Genomic DNA, 14,843 nt, shown 5'->3' on the forward strand with positions numbered 1-14,843 from the left:
CCCTACTCCTCCTCTTCCCAGGTGGGCGTCATGTTGCGGGCAATCTGGATGAGGTCATTGCTGACCCCCGAGGGGACCATCGGCCACACCATCGAATCGCGGCTGACCACGAAGTCGATGACAACCGGCCGGTCGTTGATTTCCAGTGCCTGCTTGATCGTGGCGTCGATGTCCTCTTCGCGTTCGCAGCGCAGGCCCACACAGCCGTAGGCGTCAGCCAGCTTGACGAAGTCGGGGATGCGCACGGTGTCATGCCCGGTGTTCAGGTCAGTGTTGGAGTAGCGGGACTCGTAGAAGAGCGTCTGCCACTGGCGCACCATGCCCAGGGACGAGTTGTTAATGATGGCTACCTTGATCGGGATGTTGTTGATCAGGCAGGTTGCCAGTTCCTGGTTGGTCATCTGGAAGCAGCCGTCGCCGTCAATGGCCCAGACCACCCGGTCCGGGTTGCCCACCTTGGCGCCCATGGCCGCGGGAACGGAGTAGCCCATGGTGCCGAGGCCGCCGGAGTTCAGCCAGGCGCGGGGACGTTCGTACTTGATGAACTGGGCGGACCACATCTGGTGCTGTCCCACGCCCGCAACGTAGACACCCTCAGGGCCGGTGAGTTCACCGATCCGGCTGATGACGTGCTGCGGGGCGACATGTCCGTCTTCGGGTTCCGTCCAGCCGGTCGGGTAGGTCTCCCGCAGCCGGGAAATCACCGACCACCAGGGCGCGATGTCGGGGGTGCCGGTCGCCTCGAACTGGGCCCGCACCGCCTCGGTGAGTTCGGGAATGATTTCCTTCACGGACCCGACAATCGGCACATCGGCTGTCCGGTTCTTGGAGATCTCTGCCGGGTCGATGTCTGCGTGGATGACCTTGGCGCCGGGGGCGAAGGAGCTGAGGACGCCGGTGACCCGGTCGTCAAAACGTGCGCCGAGGGTGATCAGCAGGTCAGACTGCTGCAGGGCAGTAACTGCGGACACGGATCCGTGCATGCCGGGCATGCCCACGTGCTGCGGATGCGAATCCGGGAAAACACCCCGGGCCATCAGGGTGGTCACCACGGGAGCGCCCACTGTTTCGGCAAGCTCCAGCAGTTCAGCTGAGGCATTGGCCTTCAAAACGCCGCCGCCAACGTAGAACACCGGCCGCTGTGCTGCCGCAATGAGGCGGGAGGCTTCACGTACCTGCTTGGAATGCCCGCGGACCACGGTGCGGTAGCCCGGCAGGTCGATCTTCGGCGGCCAGGAGAACACCATTTTCCCCTGCTGCGCGTCCTTGGTGATGTCCACCAGGACGGGGCCGGGGCGCCCGCTGGTGGCGATGTGGAACGCCTCGGCGAGCACCTTGGGGATGTCGTCGGCGTTTGTCACCAGGTAGGAGTGCTTGGTGATCGGCATGGTGATGCCGACGATGTCCGCTTCCTGGAAGGCATCGGAACCGATAACGGCGCTGGAGACCTGGCCGGTGATGGCGACCATGGGCACGGAGTCCATGTGTGCGTCGGCGATCGCGGTGACCAGGTTCGTGGCGCCGGGGCCCGACGTCGCAATGCAGACACCGGCGCGGCCGGTAACCATGGCGTAGCCCTCGGCAGCGTGGCCGGCGCCCTGTTCGTGCCGCACCAGGATGTGGCGGAGCTTGGTGGAGTCCATCAGCGGATCGTAGGTGGGCAGGATTGCTCCGCCGGGAAGGCCGAAGACGTCGTCGACTCCGAGCTCCTCCAGTGCCCGGACGATGGCCTGAGAGCCGGACATCTCGGTGGGCGGTACTACATTGTTCGGGCCCTGGACGCGCGTGTCCGGGGCCTCAATCTGCGCCGCAGCAGAAAAAGCAGCATCTTTGGTCTTGGCATGCACGGACCGTGCCGGGCTTGCCTTCTGTGCCATCAGCGAGGGGCTGATTGGCGATCCCTTACTCATTGGAAACTTCCTTTGCGGATACATATCCAGTTGTTCTGATGCGGCGGCCGCCCGGGCGGTAAGTCCGGAGCAGTCTTTGTGCTTTCTGAAGCCAATAAAAAAACCCCTCGTGCCTGTTGGCTCCGTAGGGGTCCGCGCGTGACGTCTTTTTCAAGTCGGGCTGTTACGCCACGCGCTTGGTAAGGACGACGGTTACGATCTGCATGAGTTCAGTGTTCCCCTCCCCCGCTGACGGTGTCAACCGGAGACTATTACGTCTCATTATATGAGACGAAACAGTCCGCCCTCTGGACACCACGCCCGAAACTACGGGATTTCCCCCGCGTTAGCGGGTCTTCAAGCCCCGCCCCCCCCGAAAAGGCGGCAGGGCTTAATAAGGTTGAAACCCTTTAGGGGCCCCAATCGGAAGGCGCTCTGGGCGCCTTCCGATTGGGGAAGGGTTTCAACCGCAGTAAGCCCCGGTGGACGCGGAGTTGACCATCTTGGCGTACTTGGCCAGGACTCCCTTGGTGAACTTGGCCGGCAGCGGCTCCCAGCCGATCTTGCGGGCTTCGAGCTCTTCGGGCTCCACCACCAGGTCGAAGCTGCGGGCAGCGATGTCCACGCGGATGCGGTCGCCGTCCTTGACGAAGGCGATGGGGCCGCCGTCGACCGCTTCGGGAGCGACGTGGCCGATGCACAGACCTGTGGTGCCGCCGGAGAACCGGCCGTCCGTCAGCAGCAGCACATCCTTGCCCAGGCCGGCCCCCTTGATGGCACCGGTAATGGCGAGCATCTCGCGCATGCCCGGTCCGCCCTTGGGTCCTTCGTAGCGGATGACGACGACGTCGCCTGCGTGGATCCCGCCGGCATCGAGCGCATCCAGCGCACCCTGTTCGCGCTCGAAGACGCGGGCGGTGCCCTCGAAGACGTCGGCGTCGAAACCGGCGCTCTTCACGACGGCACCTTCCGGAGCCATGGAACCGTGCAGGATGGTGATGCCGCCGGTCTTGTGGATCGGGTTGTCCATCGCGCGCAGGACCTTGCCGTCCGGATCCGGCGGATTGATCGACGCCAGGTTCTCGGCCACGGTCTTTCCGGTGACGGTGAGGCAGTCGCCGTGCAGCAGGCCGGCGTCGAGCAGGGCCTTCATGATGACCGGCACGCCGCCGATCTTGTCGACGTCGAACATCACGTAGCGGCCGAAGGGTTTCAGGTCACCCAGGTGCGGGATCTTGTCGCCGATGCGGTTGAAATCCTCCAGCGTCAGGTCCACTTCGGCCTCGCGGGCGATGGCCAGCAGGTGGAGGACGGCATTGGTGGAGCCGCCAAAGGCCATGGTCACGGCGATGGCGTTTTCGAAGGCCTTCTTGGTCATGATGTCGCGGGCGGTGATGCCCTTGCGCAGCAGGTTAACCACGGCTTCCCCGGACTTGCGGGCGAACTCGTCGCGGCGGCGGTCGGCCGAGGGCGGGGCAGCGGAACCCGGCAGGGACATGCCGAGTGCCTCGCCGATGCAGGCCATGGTGTTGGCGGTGTACATACCGCCGCAGGCACCTTCACCGGGACAGATTGCCCGTTCAATGGTGTCCAGGTCCTTCAGGCTCATCTTCCCGGCTGCGCAGGCCCCGACGGCTTCGAAGGCGTCAATCAGGGTGACTTCCTTCTCGGTGCCGTCTTCAAGCTTGGCGAAACCGGGCATGATCGATCCGGCGTAGAGGAAAACACTGGAGAGGTCCAGGCGCGCGGCAGCCATCAGCATGCCGGGCAGGGACTTGTCGCAGCCAGCCAGCAGGACGGAGCCGTCAAGGCGTTCGGCCATCATGACTGTTTCAACGGAGTCGGCGATGACTTCGCGGGAGACCAGGGAGAAGTGCATGCCTTCGTGTCCCATGGAAATGCCGTCGGAAACCGAAATGGTTCCGAACTGCATCGGGAAGCCGCCGCCGGCGTGGACGCCTTCCTTGGCGCCCTGGGCGAGACGGTTCAGGGAAAGGTTGCAGGGGGTGATTTCGTTCCAGGAACTCGCAATGCCGATCTGCGGTTTGGCGAAATCGTCATCTCCCATGCCAACGGCACGGAACATGCCGCGCGCAGGCGCCGCATGGATTCCGTCAGTTACCACTCGGCTGCGGGGTTTGATGTCAGGGGTGTTCTCCATGCTCATAATCAAAATCCTATTCCTTTGCCCCGCATGCCTGCGCATCGCCTCCCCGCACATCGGTAAGGAGGCTGCTTTGTTACGTGCGGGTTACGTTCAGCGGACGGCAGGATGAAACCTGCGCCCCGCCAGCCGCCTTCTCCCCCGGCGGGGCTCCCTGTCCATACACTGGGGAGCATGACACTGGAATCCGGACTGCCAGAAGACCCAGCCAGCGCTGCCCTGAAAGCCTCGCTCCGCCGGGTGTTCGACTCCCAGATTCCCAATTACGGCGATTACAACCTCGTCTGCGCCACCCCGGCCGCTGACTCTTCCGGATTCTTTGTCCTGGGCTACCGGTGGCGCCCGCCGGAGCTGGTCTTCGCACCGTTTTCGGTGGATTCAATGGAGAGCCTGGCTCCGCCCACGGCGGTGAACTCCACCAACCTCTCGCACGCCGACGAGGTGGCTCCCGAGAGCTACGAAGTCGGGACGACGGCGGGCCGGGTCTTCCGCTTTTCGGTCGTGCCCGAGCCGGAGCTGCCCCCGGCAGGCGGCGGATCTCCCCGGCGGCTGGAACAGGACGGGGACTGCGAGGATTTCAATTCGTTCCTGGACACCTTCCTGGAACTCGGCTGAGCGGACGGCAGTACAGCGCTTAAGCCCAAGGACCGCGCTGCACAAGGTTCAGCGGCTCGCGTCCCTCGGCCAGCCGGGCAGCCTGGCGCCGCAGGAATTCCTGAATCCGCGGCGTAAAGGCCTCAGAGTTGCCTCCGACGTGCGGGGTGATGATCGCGTTCGGCGCCTTCCACAGCGGGTGGTCCGCCGGGAGCGGTTCGGGATCAACGACGTCGAGCGCTGCCTTGAGCCGCCCGGACGAGACTTCCGCTGTGAGCGCCGCGGTATCAACGACGCCGCCGCGCGCGACATTGACGACCAGCGCCCCGTCGGGAAGCGCGGCCAGGACCCGGGCATCGACCAGGTGCCGGGTCTGTTCGTTCAGCGGCGTAATGAGGACCATTACGTCCGCGGAAGCTGCAAGGTCAACGAGTTCGTCCGTGCCGTGCACATGGCCGTCCTCGTCGTCGCGTGCCTGGCTGCCAACCCGCGTCAGTTCAACCTCGAAGGGTTCCAGCCGGGCCGCGATTTCCCTGCCGATCCCGCCGACGCCAACCAGCAGGACACGCCGGTCAGCCAGGCCCGGATAGCGGCTGGGATTCCAGCGGGCCTCCTGCTGGTCCCGCACCGCCGCATCGATGCCCCGCAGCGAAGCCAGCATGAGCCCGACCGCGAGTTCGGCGGTCGCTGCGGCATGGACGCCGGCTGCGCTGGCCACCGCAGTGCCGGCACCCACGAGTTCGGGAAGTCCGTCATGCCCCGTGGTCTGGGCCTGGAGGAGCTTGAGGTCCGGGACCCGTGCCACGCCCGCACGCCAGTCCGTACTTGCCGCATAAGGCGTGACGACGGCGTCGATCTGCGCGTAGTCCACACCGTGCGGTTCCCCCACCATGTCCCATAGGTGTGCCGTCATCCCTGCAGGCAGCGGCTGCAGGGCATCGAGGAGTTCTTGGGTGGGGACAGTCAGGGTGCGGACCGGATGAGTTGACATGCGCCTCAGCCTAGCGGGGCCCTGAACCTTCCCGGAAAAGAAAACACCCCGGTCCGCCGGACCGGGGTGTTGCCTGCGCCGCGGCGGATCGCCGCGGCTCATCAGGGTGCGCGAGGAGGGACTTGAACCCACACGTCCGAAGACACTGGAACCTAAATCCAGCGCGTCTGCCAATTCCGCCACTCGCGCGCGGCCCGGCCGGGATCCCCCGGCCGCAGGCCAGCCCTTAGTCTACCTGAGAATCAGTCGAGACCGAGATCACGACGGAGCTTGGCAACGTGTCCCGTCGCTTTGACGTTGTACTGGGCGAGGGAGACTTTGCCTTCCGGGTCCACGACCACGGTGGAACGGATCAGGCCCTCGTAGACCTTGCCGTAGTTCTTCTTTTCCCCCCACGCCCCATACGCTTCGGCGACGGCGTGGTCGGGATCGGAGAGCAGCGGGAAAGTCAGCGCTTCGTCGGCCGCGAACTTGGCCAGTTTGTCCACGTTGTCCGGGGAAATTCCCAGCACGGCGTAGCCGGCCGAGGCCAGGGAGTTCAGGTTGTCCCTGAAGTCACAGGCTTCCTTGGTGCAACCCGGGGTAGCGGCGGCAGGGTAGAAGTACACAATGACGCTTCGTCCACGCAGGTCCGCCAGCGAGACGGGCGAGGAATCCGAGGACGCCAGGCTGAAATCGGGCGCAGCGTCACCAACGGAAAGTCTGGGCATGGGCAGGGGCTCCTTCAAATATAGATTGGGCAACGGCTGTGTCACAGCAGGACAGCAGGCTTGCGAATGGCTATCCTAGATATTGGATTTGTAGGCTATCCGAAACGCCGCGCAGAATCCGCACTCGAAAGGGAGAGTTCAGTTTTATGCCGGACATGGAGCATTGGCCAACCGGTCGCCTCTTATCAACAGCCGCCCGCCTCGTTGAGCATGCGTGGAACGAGCGTCTGGTCCGTATAGGAGTGACCCATGCTGGCGTTATCGCCCTTGGCGTCTTGGATTCACAGGGACCCATGACGCAGGCGCACCTGGCCCAGCTGGTAAGGGTCCAGGCCCAGACGATGGGCAAGACCCTCGCGAGGCTCGAAACGCACGGGCATGTGACCCGCGTTCGCAACGACCTCGACAAGCGAAGCCACATGGTCTCGATCACCCCGTCAGGCAAGCAGGCCCTGAACGAGGCCCAGGACATTGAGCGCACCCTGCTCGACGGCGGTGAACTGCTTTCCGAAGACCTCCGCGGCCAACTGCGGAAGGTCATCCGTGAACTCGGCAATCCCCGCTGGCAGATGGCCGTGGACGTTCCCGGACTTCCTGTCCCGCTGGACGCACCCTTGGACATCCCGGCGGACACCGCTTCCCGAACCGCTTAGGAAAACCGAACAGTACGTTTGAGCTTGTAGGGCGCACCAATGAAGGTGCGCCCTACAGGCGTTTAACCCTCCCGACCGGGCCGGGCCATCGGGGTTGGGGGCAGTACTGCTGCGCTGAAGTCTGGGTCCAGCCCCTGGAGTCCTGGCCGCGTCCACTCAAGAATTCACGGGTTCAGGCCCGCGTGGTGCTTCCACTGTGGCTGCAGCGGCTCTGAACCAAACGTCTGGAAAGTTCGTAAAAGATACTGGACTGGACGGTTCAGTGCAGTATGCTGATCGAAACATGCTCCAGAAAGGCGATGTAATGTCAACGACGACAACGGGCGCGGCAGCGACAGAACTACTGACGCGCGCAGAGGAAATGGTTCCTGTACTCCGGGAGCGGGCCGGAGAGGCGGAATCGCTCCGCCGCCTGCCTGAGGAAACGATTGCGGATTACCGCGCAGCGGGGTTCTTCACGGCCATGGTTCCCGCTGACCGCGGTGGTTCCGCGCTCAGCCTCCAGGAATTCGCGGATCTGATCAGGGTGCTCTCCCGGGGTGACGCATCCGCGGGGTGGATCGCTGCGTTTCTGATCTCGCATTCAACGTTGCTCTACCGCTATGGAGCAGCAGCACAGAGTGAGTTCTTCGCCGAGAAACCGTATGGGCTCACTGTCGCCGCATCCGCGCCTCCCGGCAAGGCGGAACCCGCAGACGGGGGCTACCGGCTGTCCGGGCGCTGGCGCTTCGGTTCGGGGGCCATGCACGCTGAATGGGCGACTCTCAGCGCCATGTCCCCTGAGGGTCCGCTGAGCGTCACAGTCCCGATGACCGAACTCGAAATCATCGATACCTGGCACGTCCCTGGAATGAAGGCAACTGGCTCAAACGACCTGGCCGCGGACAACGTGTTCGTCCCAGCCCACCGCACGGCACCCTTTGCGACATTCGCGTCCGGGGCCAACGACGGCGCTGCGCTCACGAGCTACCCGCTCATCGGATACCCCATGAACCGGACGCTTAACCTCATCCACTCCGCCGTCGCGATCGGCACTGCGGACGCAGCCCTCGAGCTGTTTGCTCAGGGATTGGGCAAGCGGGTGCGGATGCAGACCCAGCAGCGGGTGATCGACGAGCCGATCACCCGTCAGACCTACGGCAAGGCATGGGACCTGGTACAGGTCGCGGCACTTCAGATGCAGGACTCTCTCGCACACACGGACAGGGTTTACGGCGCCCACGCGGCTGCCCCTGCTTCGCTTGCCGACCGCGCCCGCATCAACCTTGGACTGACCGGCTCCGGCCAGAAGGCGTTTCAAGCCGTTGACCTCGTCGCAAGAGCCTCCGGTGCCTCCATCTACCGCACCGGTGACCATCTGGACCGAATCGTCCGGGACACGCAGGTCATGCGCAATCACGCGGCCATCGATTTCGAGACGATGGCCTCGGTCGCCGGCGGTGCCCTTCTCGGCGCCGGCATCGGCGACTACGCCGACCCCATGTTCTGAGCCCGTCCCACTGCCCTCCTCCAACTGAAAAGGAAGACCCTATGACAGACATTGCAGCACTTGAACGCCGGATTTCCCGAACCGAGGCCTACATCGAGATCTCGAACATCATGGGAAGGATCGAGTTTCTTCATTCCGCTTATGCGAACGAGCCGATCGTCCCTTACTTCAGCACACGGCCAGACACCGTGATCGAACTCCCGTTCGGCCGCTACACCGGTTCCGACGCCGCGCAGCGCTGCTTCGTCGGCGCCCTGGACGAGGGTCTGCCGCCGCGCGACCTGAGCGGCGAGTACGTGGAGCACCTCTTGTCCACACCAGTCATCGAGGTTGCCGATGACCTCGAAACGGCGAAGGCTGCTTGGATCACACCGGGCGCCGAGGCGCACCACCTCGGTTGGGTCGAGGGCAATCCCCTTCACGGTTTCTGGTACTGGGGCCGTTACCATCTGGTCTTCCGCAAGGAGGAAGGTGCCTGGAAGATCTGGAAGTACCGGAACTCGCTCACGTTCGTTGCCGACTACTACAAGAGCTTCACCGACGGCAGCCTCCCCCGGCCCCCTGCCCCAGTCGGCAACGGCGGGCCGGACAGCGCTCCGCGATTCCAGGTCGAGTACACCCCGTCCTGGGATCCCAAGAAACTCGTACACGCGCCCGAGCCCTACGCCACGTTCGTCGACGAGGACGAGTTCTAGGCGCAGGAACAACGAAAAGCGGCCGGATGAAATATCACCCGGCCGCTTTTGTTCTGCCTATCAGCTGAGGCGTTCCAGCACGATTGCCATGCCCTGGCCACCACCCACGCACAGCGCGGCCATACCGAGCGTCTTGTCTCCGGTCGACAAGCCGTTGATCAGCGTGCCGATGAGACGGGTACCGGTCGCACCGAACGGATGCCCAATGGCAATTGCCCCGCCGTGCGTGTTGAGCTGACGGTCTATGTCTATCCCGAGCTCCCGCGCAGAAGCGACGACCTGGACGGCGAATGCCTCGTTGATCTCGATGAGGTCGAGGTCTGCGATGCTCAGGCCGGCCCGGCGCAGCGCCCGGCGCGATGACTCCACAGGGCCAAGCCCCATGATCTCCGGAGACAGGCCCGAAACACCTGTCGAGACGATGCGTGCCAGTGGCTGCAGGCCGTGCGCCTTCGCGTACCGTCCGGAGACAACGAGTGCGGCGGATGCGCCGTCGTTCAGCGGGCAGGCATTGCCTGCCGTGACCGTCCCGACGGGAGAGAAAACGGGCTTGAGTTCCGCCAGTGCCTCCACCGTGGTGCCTTCTCGGATCGAGTCATCCCGATCGAAGATCGACCCGTCCGCCCTCACCACGGGCACGATTTCCCGCGCAAGATAGCCGCTGGCCTGCGCTTCCGCCGCCAGATACTGGGAACGCGCTGCAAAGGCATCTTGCTCCGCACGGCTGACCCCGGTCAACCGCGCCACGTACTCCGCGGTGTGGCCCATCTGGATGTAGGCGTCGGGCATCCCGCCGTCGGCGCGCGGGTCGCACCACGGCTCCGCCGACTGCATCGCCTCCGCGGTGCGTTCGGCAGGTGCGTCGAAGGCGGGGTTGCCTGCCCCGGCCGGCGGGGCCGCGTGTGATGTCGACTCGGTGCCGCCGACGAGGAACGCGTCCCCTTCGCCGGCTTTGATGGCATGGAAGGCCATCCGGGTGGTTTGAATTGAGGATGCGCAGAAGCGGTTCACGGTCGTGCCCGGCAGCGTGTCGTAGTTGAGCAGCGTCGCCACGACACGGGCCATGTTAAAGCCCTGCTCCCCGTCGGGTGCCGCTGTGCCAAGCATCAGGTCCTCGACGTCCTCGATTGACAATCCGGGTACCCGGCCGATGACGCTGGCGAACACCTGGCGCGCGAGTTCGTCGCCGCGCACGTCGGCGAGCCCGCCCTTGCGTGCGCGGCCGATGGCGGTGCGGGCAATGGAGACGATGACGGCGTCGTCGTCGTTGAGTGTGGTCATGCGGGCTCCCGTAGCTGGGTCGATTCAAGTGCGGACATGAGGTCTATGGCGTCGTCAACGGTCTTCGCAGAGCCGAACCCGTGGAAGTCGGGACGATAGATGACAGCCACGGCAGTTTCGAAGACCTCGCCGTATCGGCCGTCGACGTCGCTGCCGCTGTGCCGGTTGCGGGCCGCAGCATCGGGTGGCATGACCTCGATAACCTTGCACGGGAATCCCGCGGGTTTGGCCGCGCGGATACGCTCCGCATCTTCCTCGCTGACTACTCGCCCGTCCACGAAGGCCACGAACTCACCCCAGGTAATTCGGTCTGCGGCGCTCTCGCTGCCGTCGAGGCCCCGCAACCGTCCCTGCACGCCGATTCGGCCGGCGATCGGATCAGCCCCGGGCGCACCGCCCGGGAAGAATCCCGGACCGAGGATCTCCGGCGGCATGGGGGGAAGGGCATTCCAGGGAAAAGGCCCGGCACTGAGGAAATGGGCGTCACGCTCGGCGACCTTGGCGGGGTCGGTCTCACAAATCATTCGACCGAGTTCGAGTGACATCATCAGCGCATGCTGAACGTGTGCGCCCCGCTCGCTCCCATAGGTATCGAGCAGGCTGAGCGGCGCGACCCCGCTCAAGACGTGGTCAATTTTCCAGACGAGGTTCGCGGCATCGCGAACACCGGACACCATGCCCCGGCCGAAGAACGGCGGCATCTGGTGTGCGGCGTCGCCGGCCACGAACACACGTCCGCGGCTCCATTCGGTGACGCATCGTGCGTGGAAGGTGTACATCGCCAGGCGCTCAAGCTCCGCGTTCCCGGGGGTGACCCCCCAGGGCGCGACGAGTCCCCAGGCGTTTTCCGTACTGGTGAATGCAGCAGCATCCTCCCCCGGCATCAGCATGAATTCGAAGCGGCGTCGCCCCGGACCGCCGGAGACTACCGAGGTCGGACGCAGGGGGTCACAGATCTGGCCGTTCTCGGGCGTCCAGGCACGCTCGGACATTTGAAGATCGATCACCAGCCAGTCCGAGCTGAAGTCCAGGTCCTTCATTGCCAGACCGGCGAGTTCTCGCACGGTCGAATTGGCGCCGTCGCATCCCACCAGGAATGTGGCACGGACCGTGGCCTCACCGGAAGGTCCCGCGATGACCGCTGACACCCCATCCGCATCCTGGTTGTACCCGGTAAGGGCGGTTCCCCAGCGAATCTCGAGCCCTTCAACCCCCTCCTGATGCCGTCTCAGCGCGGCTTCAAGGTCAGGCTGGGCGAACATTGTGGACTCCGGCCACCCCTGCGGCCCGTCGATGGGTGCGGGGAACGTCAGCAGGAGCTTCCCGTCAGCGGTCAGCCAGTCGTAACTCAGGGCAGGCTCGCTGAACGTTGCCTGCTCGTCCGCGTCCAGACCTACGCCGGCCAGGAATCGGTTGACGTCAGGGTCATAATGGACTGCCCGTGGCAAAGAGTACGGTTCGCGGTGCTGCTCAACGGCCAGCACCCGGTACCCGCGCTGTGCAAGGTAGAGCGATGTCAGTTGCCCAACCACGCCCTGCCCCACAACAAGCACATCGACATCTTTGTCGCTCATTTGGCTTGGATTCCGTTCTCTTCATTGAATACTCGGGCCCGCTGGACGAACCAGTCGACCGAGCCTGGATTCTGCAGCGATCCCCGATTGACTGCCTTGGCCTGGTCGTAGCCGAGGAACACCTTCTTCAAAGGCACCTCGATCCGCTTCCCGGAGTACGTGAGCGGGATGCCCGGCACTGCTTCGATCGCGTCGGGAACGTGCCGTGCCGTCGCCCGGGAGCGAATGGCGGTCCGGATCCGCGCTACCAGGTCGTCGGTGAGTTCAACGCCGTCGGCCAGTTCCACGAACAACGGCATCCAGTACCGCCCGCCCGGCATTTCGATCCCCAGAACGACGCCGTTGCGCACCTCGTCCAGAGTCTGCAGCGCGGCGTAGATCTCCGCGCTGCCAAGCCGCACGCCGTCCCGGTTGAGCGTGGCGTCGGATCTTCCGTGCACTATCAGGCCCCCGCGCGGGGTGCGGCTGATCCAATCGCCGTGAGTCCAGACGGAGGGATCGGCCTCGAAGTACGCCGCGTGGTATTTGGCCCCATCCTCATCGCCCCAGAAGCGGACCGGCATCGACGGCATCGGCCCGGTCAGTACGAGCTCACCCACTTCGTCGTCCGCAGCCTCCCGGCCGTCCTCGGTGCGAACCTGGACGGGAGTCCCAAGCGTCGGTCCCTGCAGTTCGCCGAGGTGCACGCGCTGCCACGGGTTACCCCCGATAAAACCGCTGCAAATATCGGTGCCGCCGGAATCACTGGACAGATGCACATCAGCCTTGACTGCCTCGTGGACCCAGCGCCAGGTCGAGGGGGCGAGAACCGAGCCCGTGGACATGATCGTGTCGAGGCACGAGAGGTCGTGGCGATCCCCCGGGCGCAGCCCGGACTTCTCCACGAGGGAGAGATATGCGGCGCCTGTCGCGAGCATCGTCGCGTGTGCCTGGGCGACGATGGCGAACTGGCGGTCGGCGTCCGGCCACATGGACGCACCGGGGAAGGTAACCACGGACGCCCCCACGCTGAGCGTGTTGGGAAGCGTGTTCCACACCATCCAGGAGGTATTCGCTGCCGTGAAGTACCGATCATCCGGACCGAGGTCGAACTGCAGCCCGATTCCCTTGGCCGATTCCAGCAGCATCCCGCCGTGTCCGTGCACAATGCCTTTCGGAACGCCCGTGGTCCCCGAGGAGAAGAGAACCCACAAGGGGTGGTCGAACGGCAGCCGCCGGTAGTCCGCGGATGCAGACGGCAAGGCATCGAGGTCATCGAGGTACACGACGTCGGTCACTGAGGGCAGGGCGGAGCCAACCGAGTCCACCAGCGGCCTGGAGTCGACCGGGCGGCCCTTGAACGTGTAGCCGGAGGAACCCAGCAGCACGCGGGGCTCCAACGGCGCGAGCCTGTCCACGATCGCAGGTTGGGCGAAGTCGGGAGAGCACACTGACCAGACAGCGCCGACGGACGCGGTCGCGAGCATCGCCGCGATCGCCTCCGGAACGTTGGGAAACACAGCCGCGACGACGTCGCCCTCCTCCACGCCGAGGCCGCGGAGGCGGGAGGCGAGGGCAGCGACCCGGTCGCGGAGACCGGCCCAGGTCCACTCAATCCGCCCATCCTCGGACAGCCCCACGATCGCTACCTCGTCCGGGCGTGTATCCGCGTGCCTTAAGACGTTCTCGGCATAGTTCAGCCGCGCATCCGGGTACCAGACCGCGCCGGGCATGCGGCGCTCCGAAAGAGCAGGTCCCACCAGCCCGTCGCCTATCAGGCCTGCGTGTTCACGGACGAGATCCCAGAACGCCCCGGGTTCCTCGACCGACCACCGCCAAAATGCGGGATAGTCATCGACGAGTACCCCGTGGCGTTCGAGGGCCAGCTCCCGCAGGGCCCACAGCTTGGTCTTCCGGATACTCTCCTCGGTCGGCGCCCAGGTGACCTCGGGCGCCTCAGGCGTCTCGGTCACGATGCCGCAATGAACTCGTTCGTGAACGAGCCGAAGCCGTCGAGAGTGCTGGTGAGGCGGTAGCCCGGCCGCATCAGGATCCCGCGCGAGAGTCCCACGCCCGCCGGCGTGCCCGTGAAGATGATGTCGCCGGGCAGCAGCGTCACGATCTGCGAGAGCCTGTGAATGCTCTCGTCAATTGGGAAGAAGAGCTGGTCAGTGTCACCGTCCTGAAGAGTAATCGTCTCCTCGCCCGGGCGCTCCAGCGTTGCGTGGAACGAGATGGAGTTCCGGTTCGGGAATTCGTCCGGTGTGACCACGTACGGTCCGAACGGTCCGAAGTTCGGGAACGACTTGCCCATCGAGAACTGCGGTACGGGGGGACGACGCTGCACCGTGCGTTCCGAATAGTCCTGTCCGACGGCGATCCCGGCCACATGCTGCCACGCATCAGCCTTGGAGATCTTGTGGCCTTCCTTACCGATAACCACAACGATTTCGGTTTCGTAATCGACGTCGTCGCTTGGCAGTTCGACCTGTGCATTGGGCGCTGCGAGGCTGGAACGGAACTTCGTGAAGACGATCAGCTCATCGGGAGCCGGGATGTTCGCCTCGGCGGCGTGGTCCTTGTAGTTCACGCCGATGGCGAGCACCTGCGGAGGCCTGGGAACCGGGATGCCGAGATCGGCTGGTTCGAAGGGCGCTGCCGCCGGCAAGGTCGCCGCCGCTGCCCAGGCAACGAAGTCGCTCCAGCGCTCGTACACGTCCATCGGGTCAGGCCCGAAAACGCCGTCGGAGGCTGCGGCGATGTCCACCGCTCCCCTCTCACTGACAAGCGCTGCACGGCCGTTCAGGTTAGCGATGCGCATGTC

The 14,843-nt window shown here is 64.8% G+C and carries 12 protein-coding genes and 1 tRNA gene; 4 read left to right on the forward strand and 9 right to left on the reverse strand.

Annotation, left to right across the window (positions count from 1 at the left end):
- Positions 1-2 precede the first annotated feature (2 nt).
- Both NF551_RS10675 and ilvD read right to left on the reverse strand, forming a co-directional pair.
- Positions 3-1,910 (reverse strand): acetolactate synthase large subunit, encoded by a 1,908-nt coding sequence (locus NF551_RS10675; RefSeq protein WP_227894728.1) that lies wholly within the window; start codon positions 1,908-1,910, stop codon positions 3-5.
- Between the two features lie 442 nt (positions 1,911-2,352).
- Positions 2,353-4,056 (reverse strand): dihydroxy-acid dehydratase, encoded by a 1,704-nt coding sequence (gene ilvD, locus NF551_RS10680; RefSeq protein ID WP_227894727.1) that lies wholly within the window; start codon positions 4,054-4,056, stop codon positions 2,353-2,355.
- 171 nt (positions 4,057-4,227) lie between these two features.
- On the opposite strand from ilvD, the gene NF551_RS10685 reads away from it, so the two are divergent.
- Entirely contained in the window at positions 4,228-4,668 is a 441-nt protein-coding gene (locus tag NF551_RS10685; protein ID WP_227894726.1) for a hypothetical protein, read from the forward strand.
- 19 nt (positions 4,669-4,687) lie between these two features.
- Here the strand turns inward: NF551_RS10685 and NF551_RS10690 are convergent, their stop codons facing one another.
- From NF551_RS10690 to bcp, 3 genes are all read right to left on the reverse strand, one after another.
- Entirely contained in the window at positions 4,688-5,638 is a 951-nt protein-coding gene (locus tag NF551_RS10690) for a 2-hydroxyacid dehydrogenase (protein ID WP_227894725.1), read from the reverse strand.
- A gap of 107 nt (positions 5,639-5,745) precedes the next feature.
- Positions 5,746-5,827 (reverse strand) — tRNA-Leu (locus NF551_RS10695).
- Positions 5,828-5,880: 53 nt separating this feature from the next.
- Positions 5,881-6,348 (reverse strand): thioredoxin-dependent thiol peroxidase, encoded by a 468-nt coding sequence (bcp, locus tag NF551_RS10700; protein WP_227894724.1) that lies wholly within the window; start codon positions 6,346-6,348, stop codon positions 5,881-5,883.
- Positions 6,349-6,503: 155 nt separating this feature from the next.
- Between bcp and NF551_RS10705 the strand changes: the two genes are divergently transcribed.
- From NF551_RS10705 to NF551_RS10715, 3 genes are all read left to right on the forward strand, one after another.
- On the forward strand, positions 6,504-7,001 hold the full coding sequence (locus NF551_RS10705) for a MarR family winged helix-turn-helix transcriptional regulator (RefSeq protein ID WP_341481677.1): 498 nt from the start codon (positions 6,504-6,506) through the stop codon (positions 6,999-7,001).
- A gap of 304 nt (positions 7,002-7,305) precedes the next feature.
- Positions 7,306-8,490, forward strand: coding sequence for an acyl-CoA dehydrogenase family protein (locus tag NF551_RS10710; RefSeq protein WP_227894722.1), 1,185 nt, complete (start codon positions 7,306-7,308; stop codon positions 8,488-8,490).
- 41 nt (positions 8,491-8,531) lie between these two features.
- Positions 8,532-9,185: a nuclear transport factor 2 family protein gene (locus tag NF551_RS10715; protein ID WP_227894721.1), complete on the forward strand. Its 654-nt coding sequence runs from the start codon at positions 8,532-8,534 to the stop codon at positions 9,183-9,185.
- A 60-nt stretch (positions 9,186-9,245) separates the two neighbouring features.
- On the opposite strand, the gene NF551_RS10720 is transcribed toward NF551_RS10715, so the two are convergent.
- The 4 genes from NF551_RS10720 to NF551_RS10735 are packed head-to-tail and all read right to left on the reverse strand — an operon-like array spanning position 9,246 to position 14,840.
- The gene (locus NF551_RS10720; RefSeq protein WP_227894720.1) at positions 9,246-10,466 is read right to left on the reverse strand and encodes an acetyl-CoA C-acetyltransferase; all 1,221 of its coding nucleotides are present in this window, start codon (positions 10,464-10,466) and stop codon (positions 9,246-9,248) included.
- The gene (locus NF551_RS10725) at positions 10,463-12,040 is read right to left on the reverse strand and encodes a bifunctional 3-(3-hydroxy-phenyl)propionate/3-hydroxycinnamic acid hydroxylase (protein ID WP_227894719.1); all 1,578 of its coding nucleotides are present in this window, start codon (positions 12,038-12,040) and stop codon (positions 10,463-10,465) included. Before NF551_RS10725 ends, NF551_RS10720 begins: the two co-directional genes overlap by 4 nt.
- On the reverse strand, positions 12,037-13,992 hold the full coding sequence (locus NF551_RS10730) for an acetoacetate--CoA ligase (RefSeq protein ID WP_227894718.1): 1,956 nt from the start codon (positions 13,990-13,992) through the stop codon (positions 12,037-12,039). Before NF551_RS10730 ends, NF551_RS10725 begins: the two co-directional genes overlap by 4 nt.
- Positions 13,989-14,840: a fumarylacetoacetate hydrolase family protein gene (locus tag NF551_RS10735; protein ID WP_227894717.1), complete on the reverse strand. Its 852-nt coding sequence runs from the start codon at positions 14,838-14,840 to the stop codon at positions 13,989-13,991. The genes NF551_RS10730 and NF551_RS10735 overlap by 4 nt, the downstream gene beginning before the upstream one ends.
- Between the last annotated feature and the right edge of the window lie 3 nt (positions 14,841-14,843).

Origin of the sequence: Arthrobacter caoxuetaonis (genome assembly GCF_023921125.1) — a bacterium.
Taxonomy (GTDB): Bacteria; Actinomycetota; Actinomycetes; order Actinomycetales; family Micrococcaceae; genus Arthrobacter_B; species Arthrobacter_B caoxuetaonis.

Excerpts from the sequence above, each read along its gene's own strand:
- NF551_RS10690 (WP_227894725.1), bottom strand. The coding sequence starts at position 5,638 with ATGTCAACTCATCCGGTCCGCACCCTGACTGTCCCCACCCAAGAACTC.
- NF551_RS10720 (WP_227894720.1), bottom strand. The coding sequence starts at position 10,466 with ATGACCACACTCAACGACGACGACGCCGTCATCGTCTCCATTGCCCGC.
- bcp (WP_227894724.1), bottom strand. The coding sequence starts at position 6,348 with ATGCCCAGACTTTCCGTTGGTGACGCTGCGCCCGATTTCAGCCTGGCG.
- NF551_RS10705 (WP_341481677.1), top strand. The coding sequence starts at position 6,504 with ATGGAGCATTGGCCAACCGGTCGCCTCTTATCAACAGCCGCCCGCCTC.
- NF551_RS10675 (WP_227894728.1), bottom strand. The coding sequence starts at position 1,910 with ATGAGTAAGGGATCGCCAATCAGCCCCTCGCTGATGGCACAGAAGGCA.
- NF551_RS10685 (WP_227894726.1), top strand. The coding sequence starts at position 4,228 with ATGACACTGGAATCCGGACTGCCAGAAGACCCAGCCAGCGCTGCCCTG.
- NF551_RS10710 (WP_227894722.1), top strand. The coding sequence starts at position 7,306 with ATGTCAACGACGACAACGGGCGCGGCAGCGACAGAACTACTGACGCGC.
- NF551_RS10735 (WP_227894717.1), bottom strand. The coding sequence starts at position 14,840 with ATGCGCATCGCTAACCTGAACGGCCGTGCAGCGCTTGTCAGTGAGAGG.
- NF551_RS10725 (WP_227894719.1), bottom strand. The coding sequence starts at position 12,040 with ATGAGCGACAAAGATGTCGATGTGCTTGTTGTGGGGCAGGGCGTGGTT.
- ilvD (WP_227894727.1), bottom strand. The coding sequence starts at position 4,056 with ATGAGCATGGAGAACACCCCTGACATCAAACCCCGCAGCCGAGTGGTA.
- NF551_RS10715 (WP_227894721.1), top strand. The coding sequence starts at position 8,532 with ATGACAGACATTGCAGCACTTGAACGCCGGATTTCCCGAACCGAGGCC.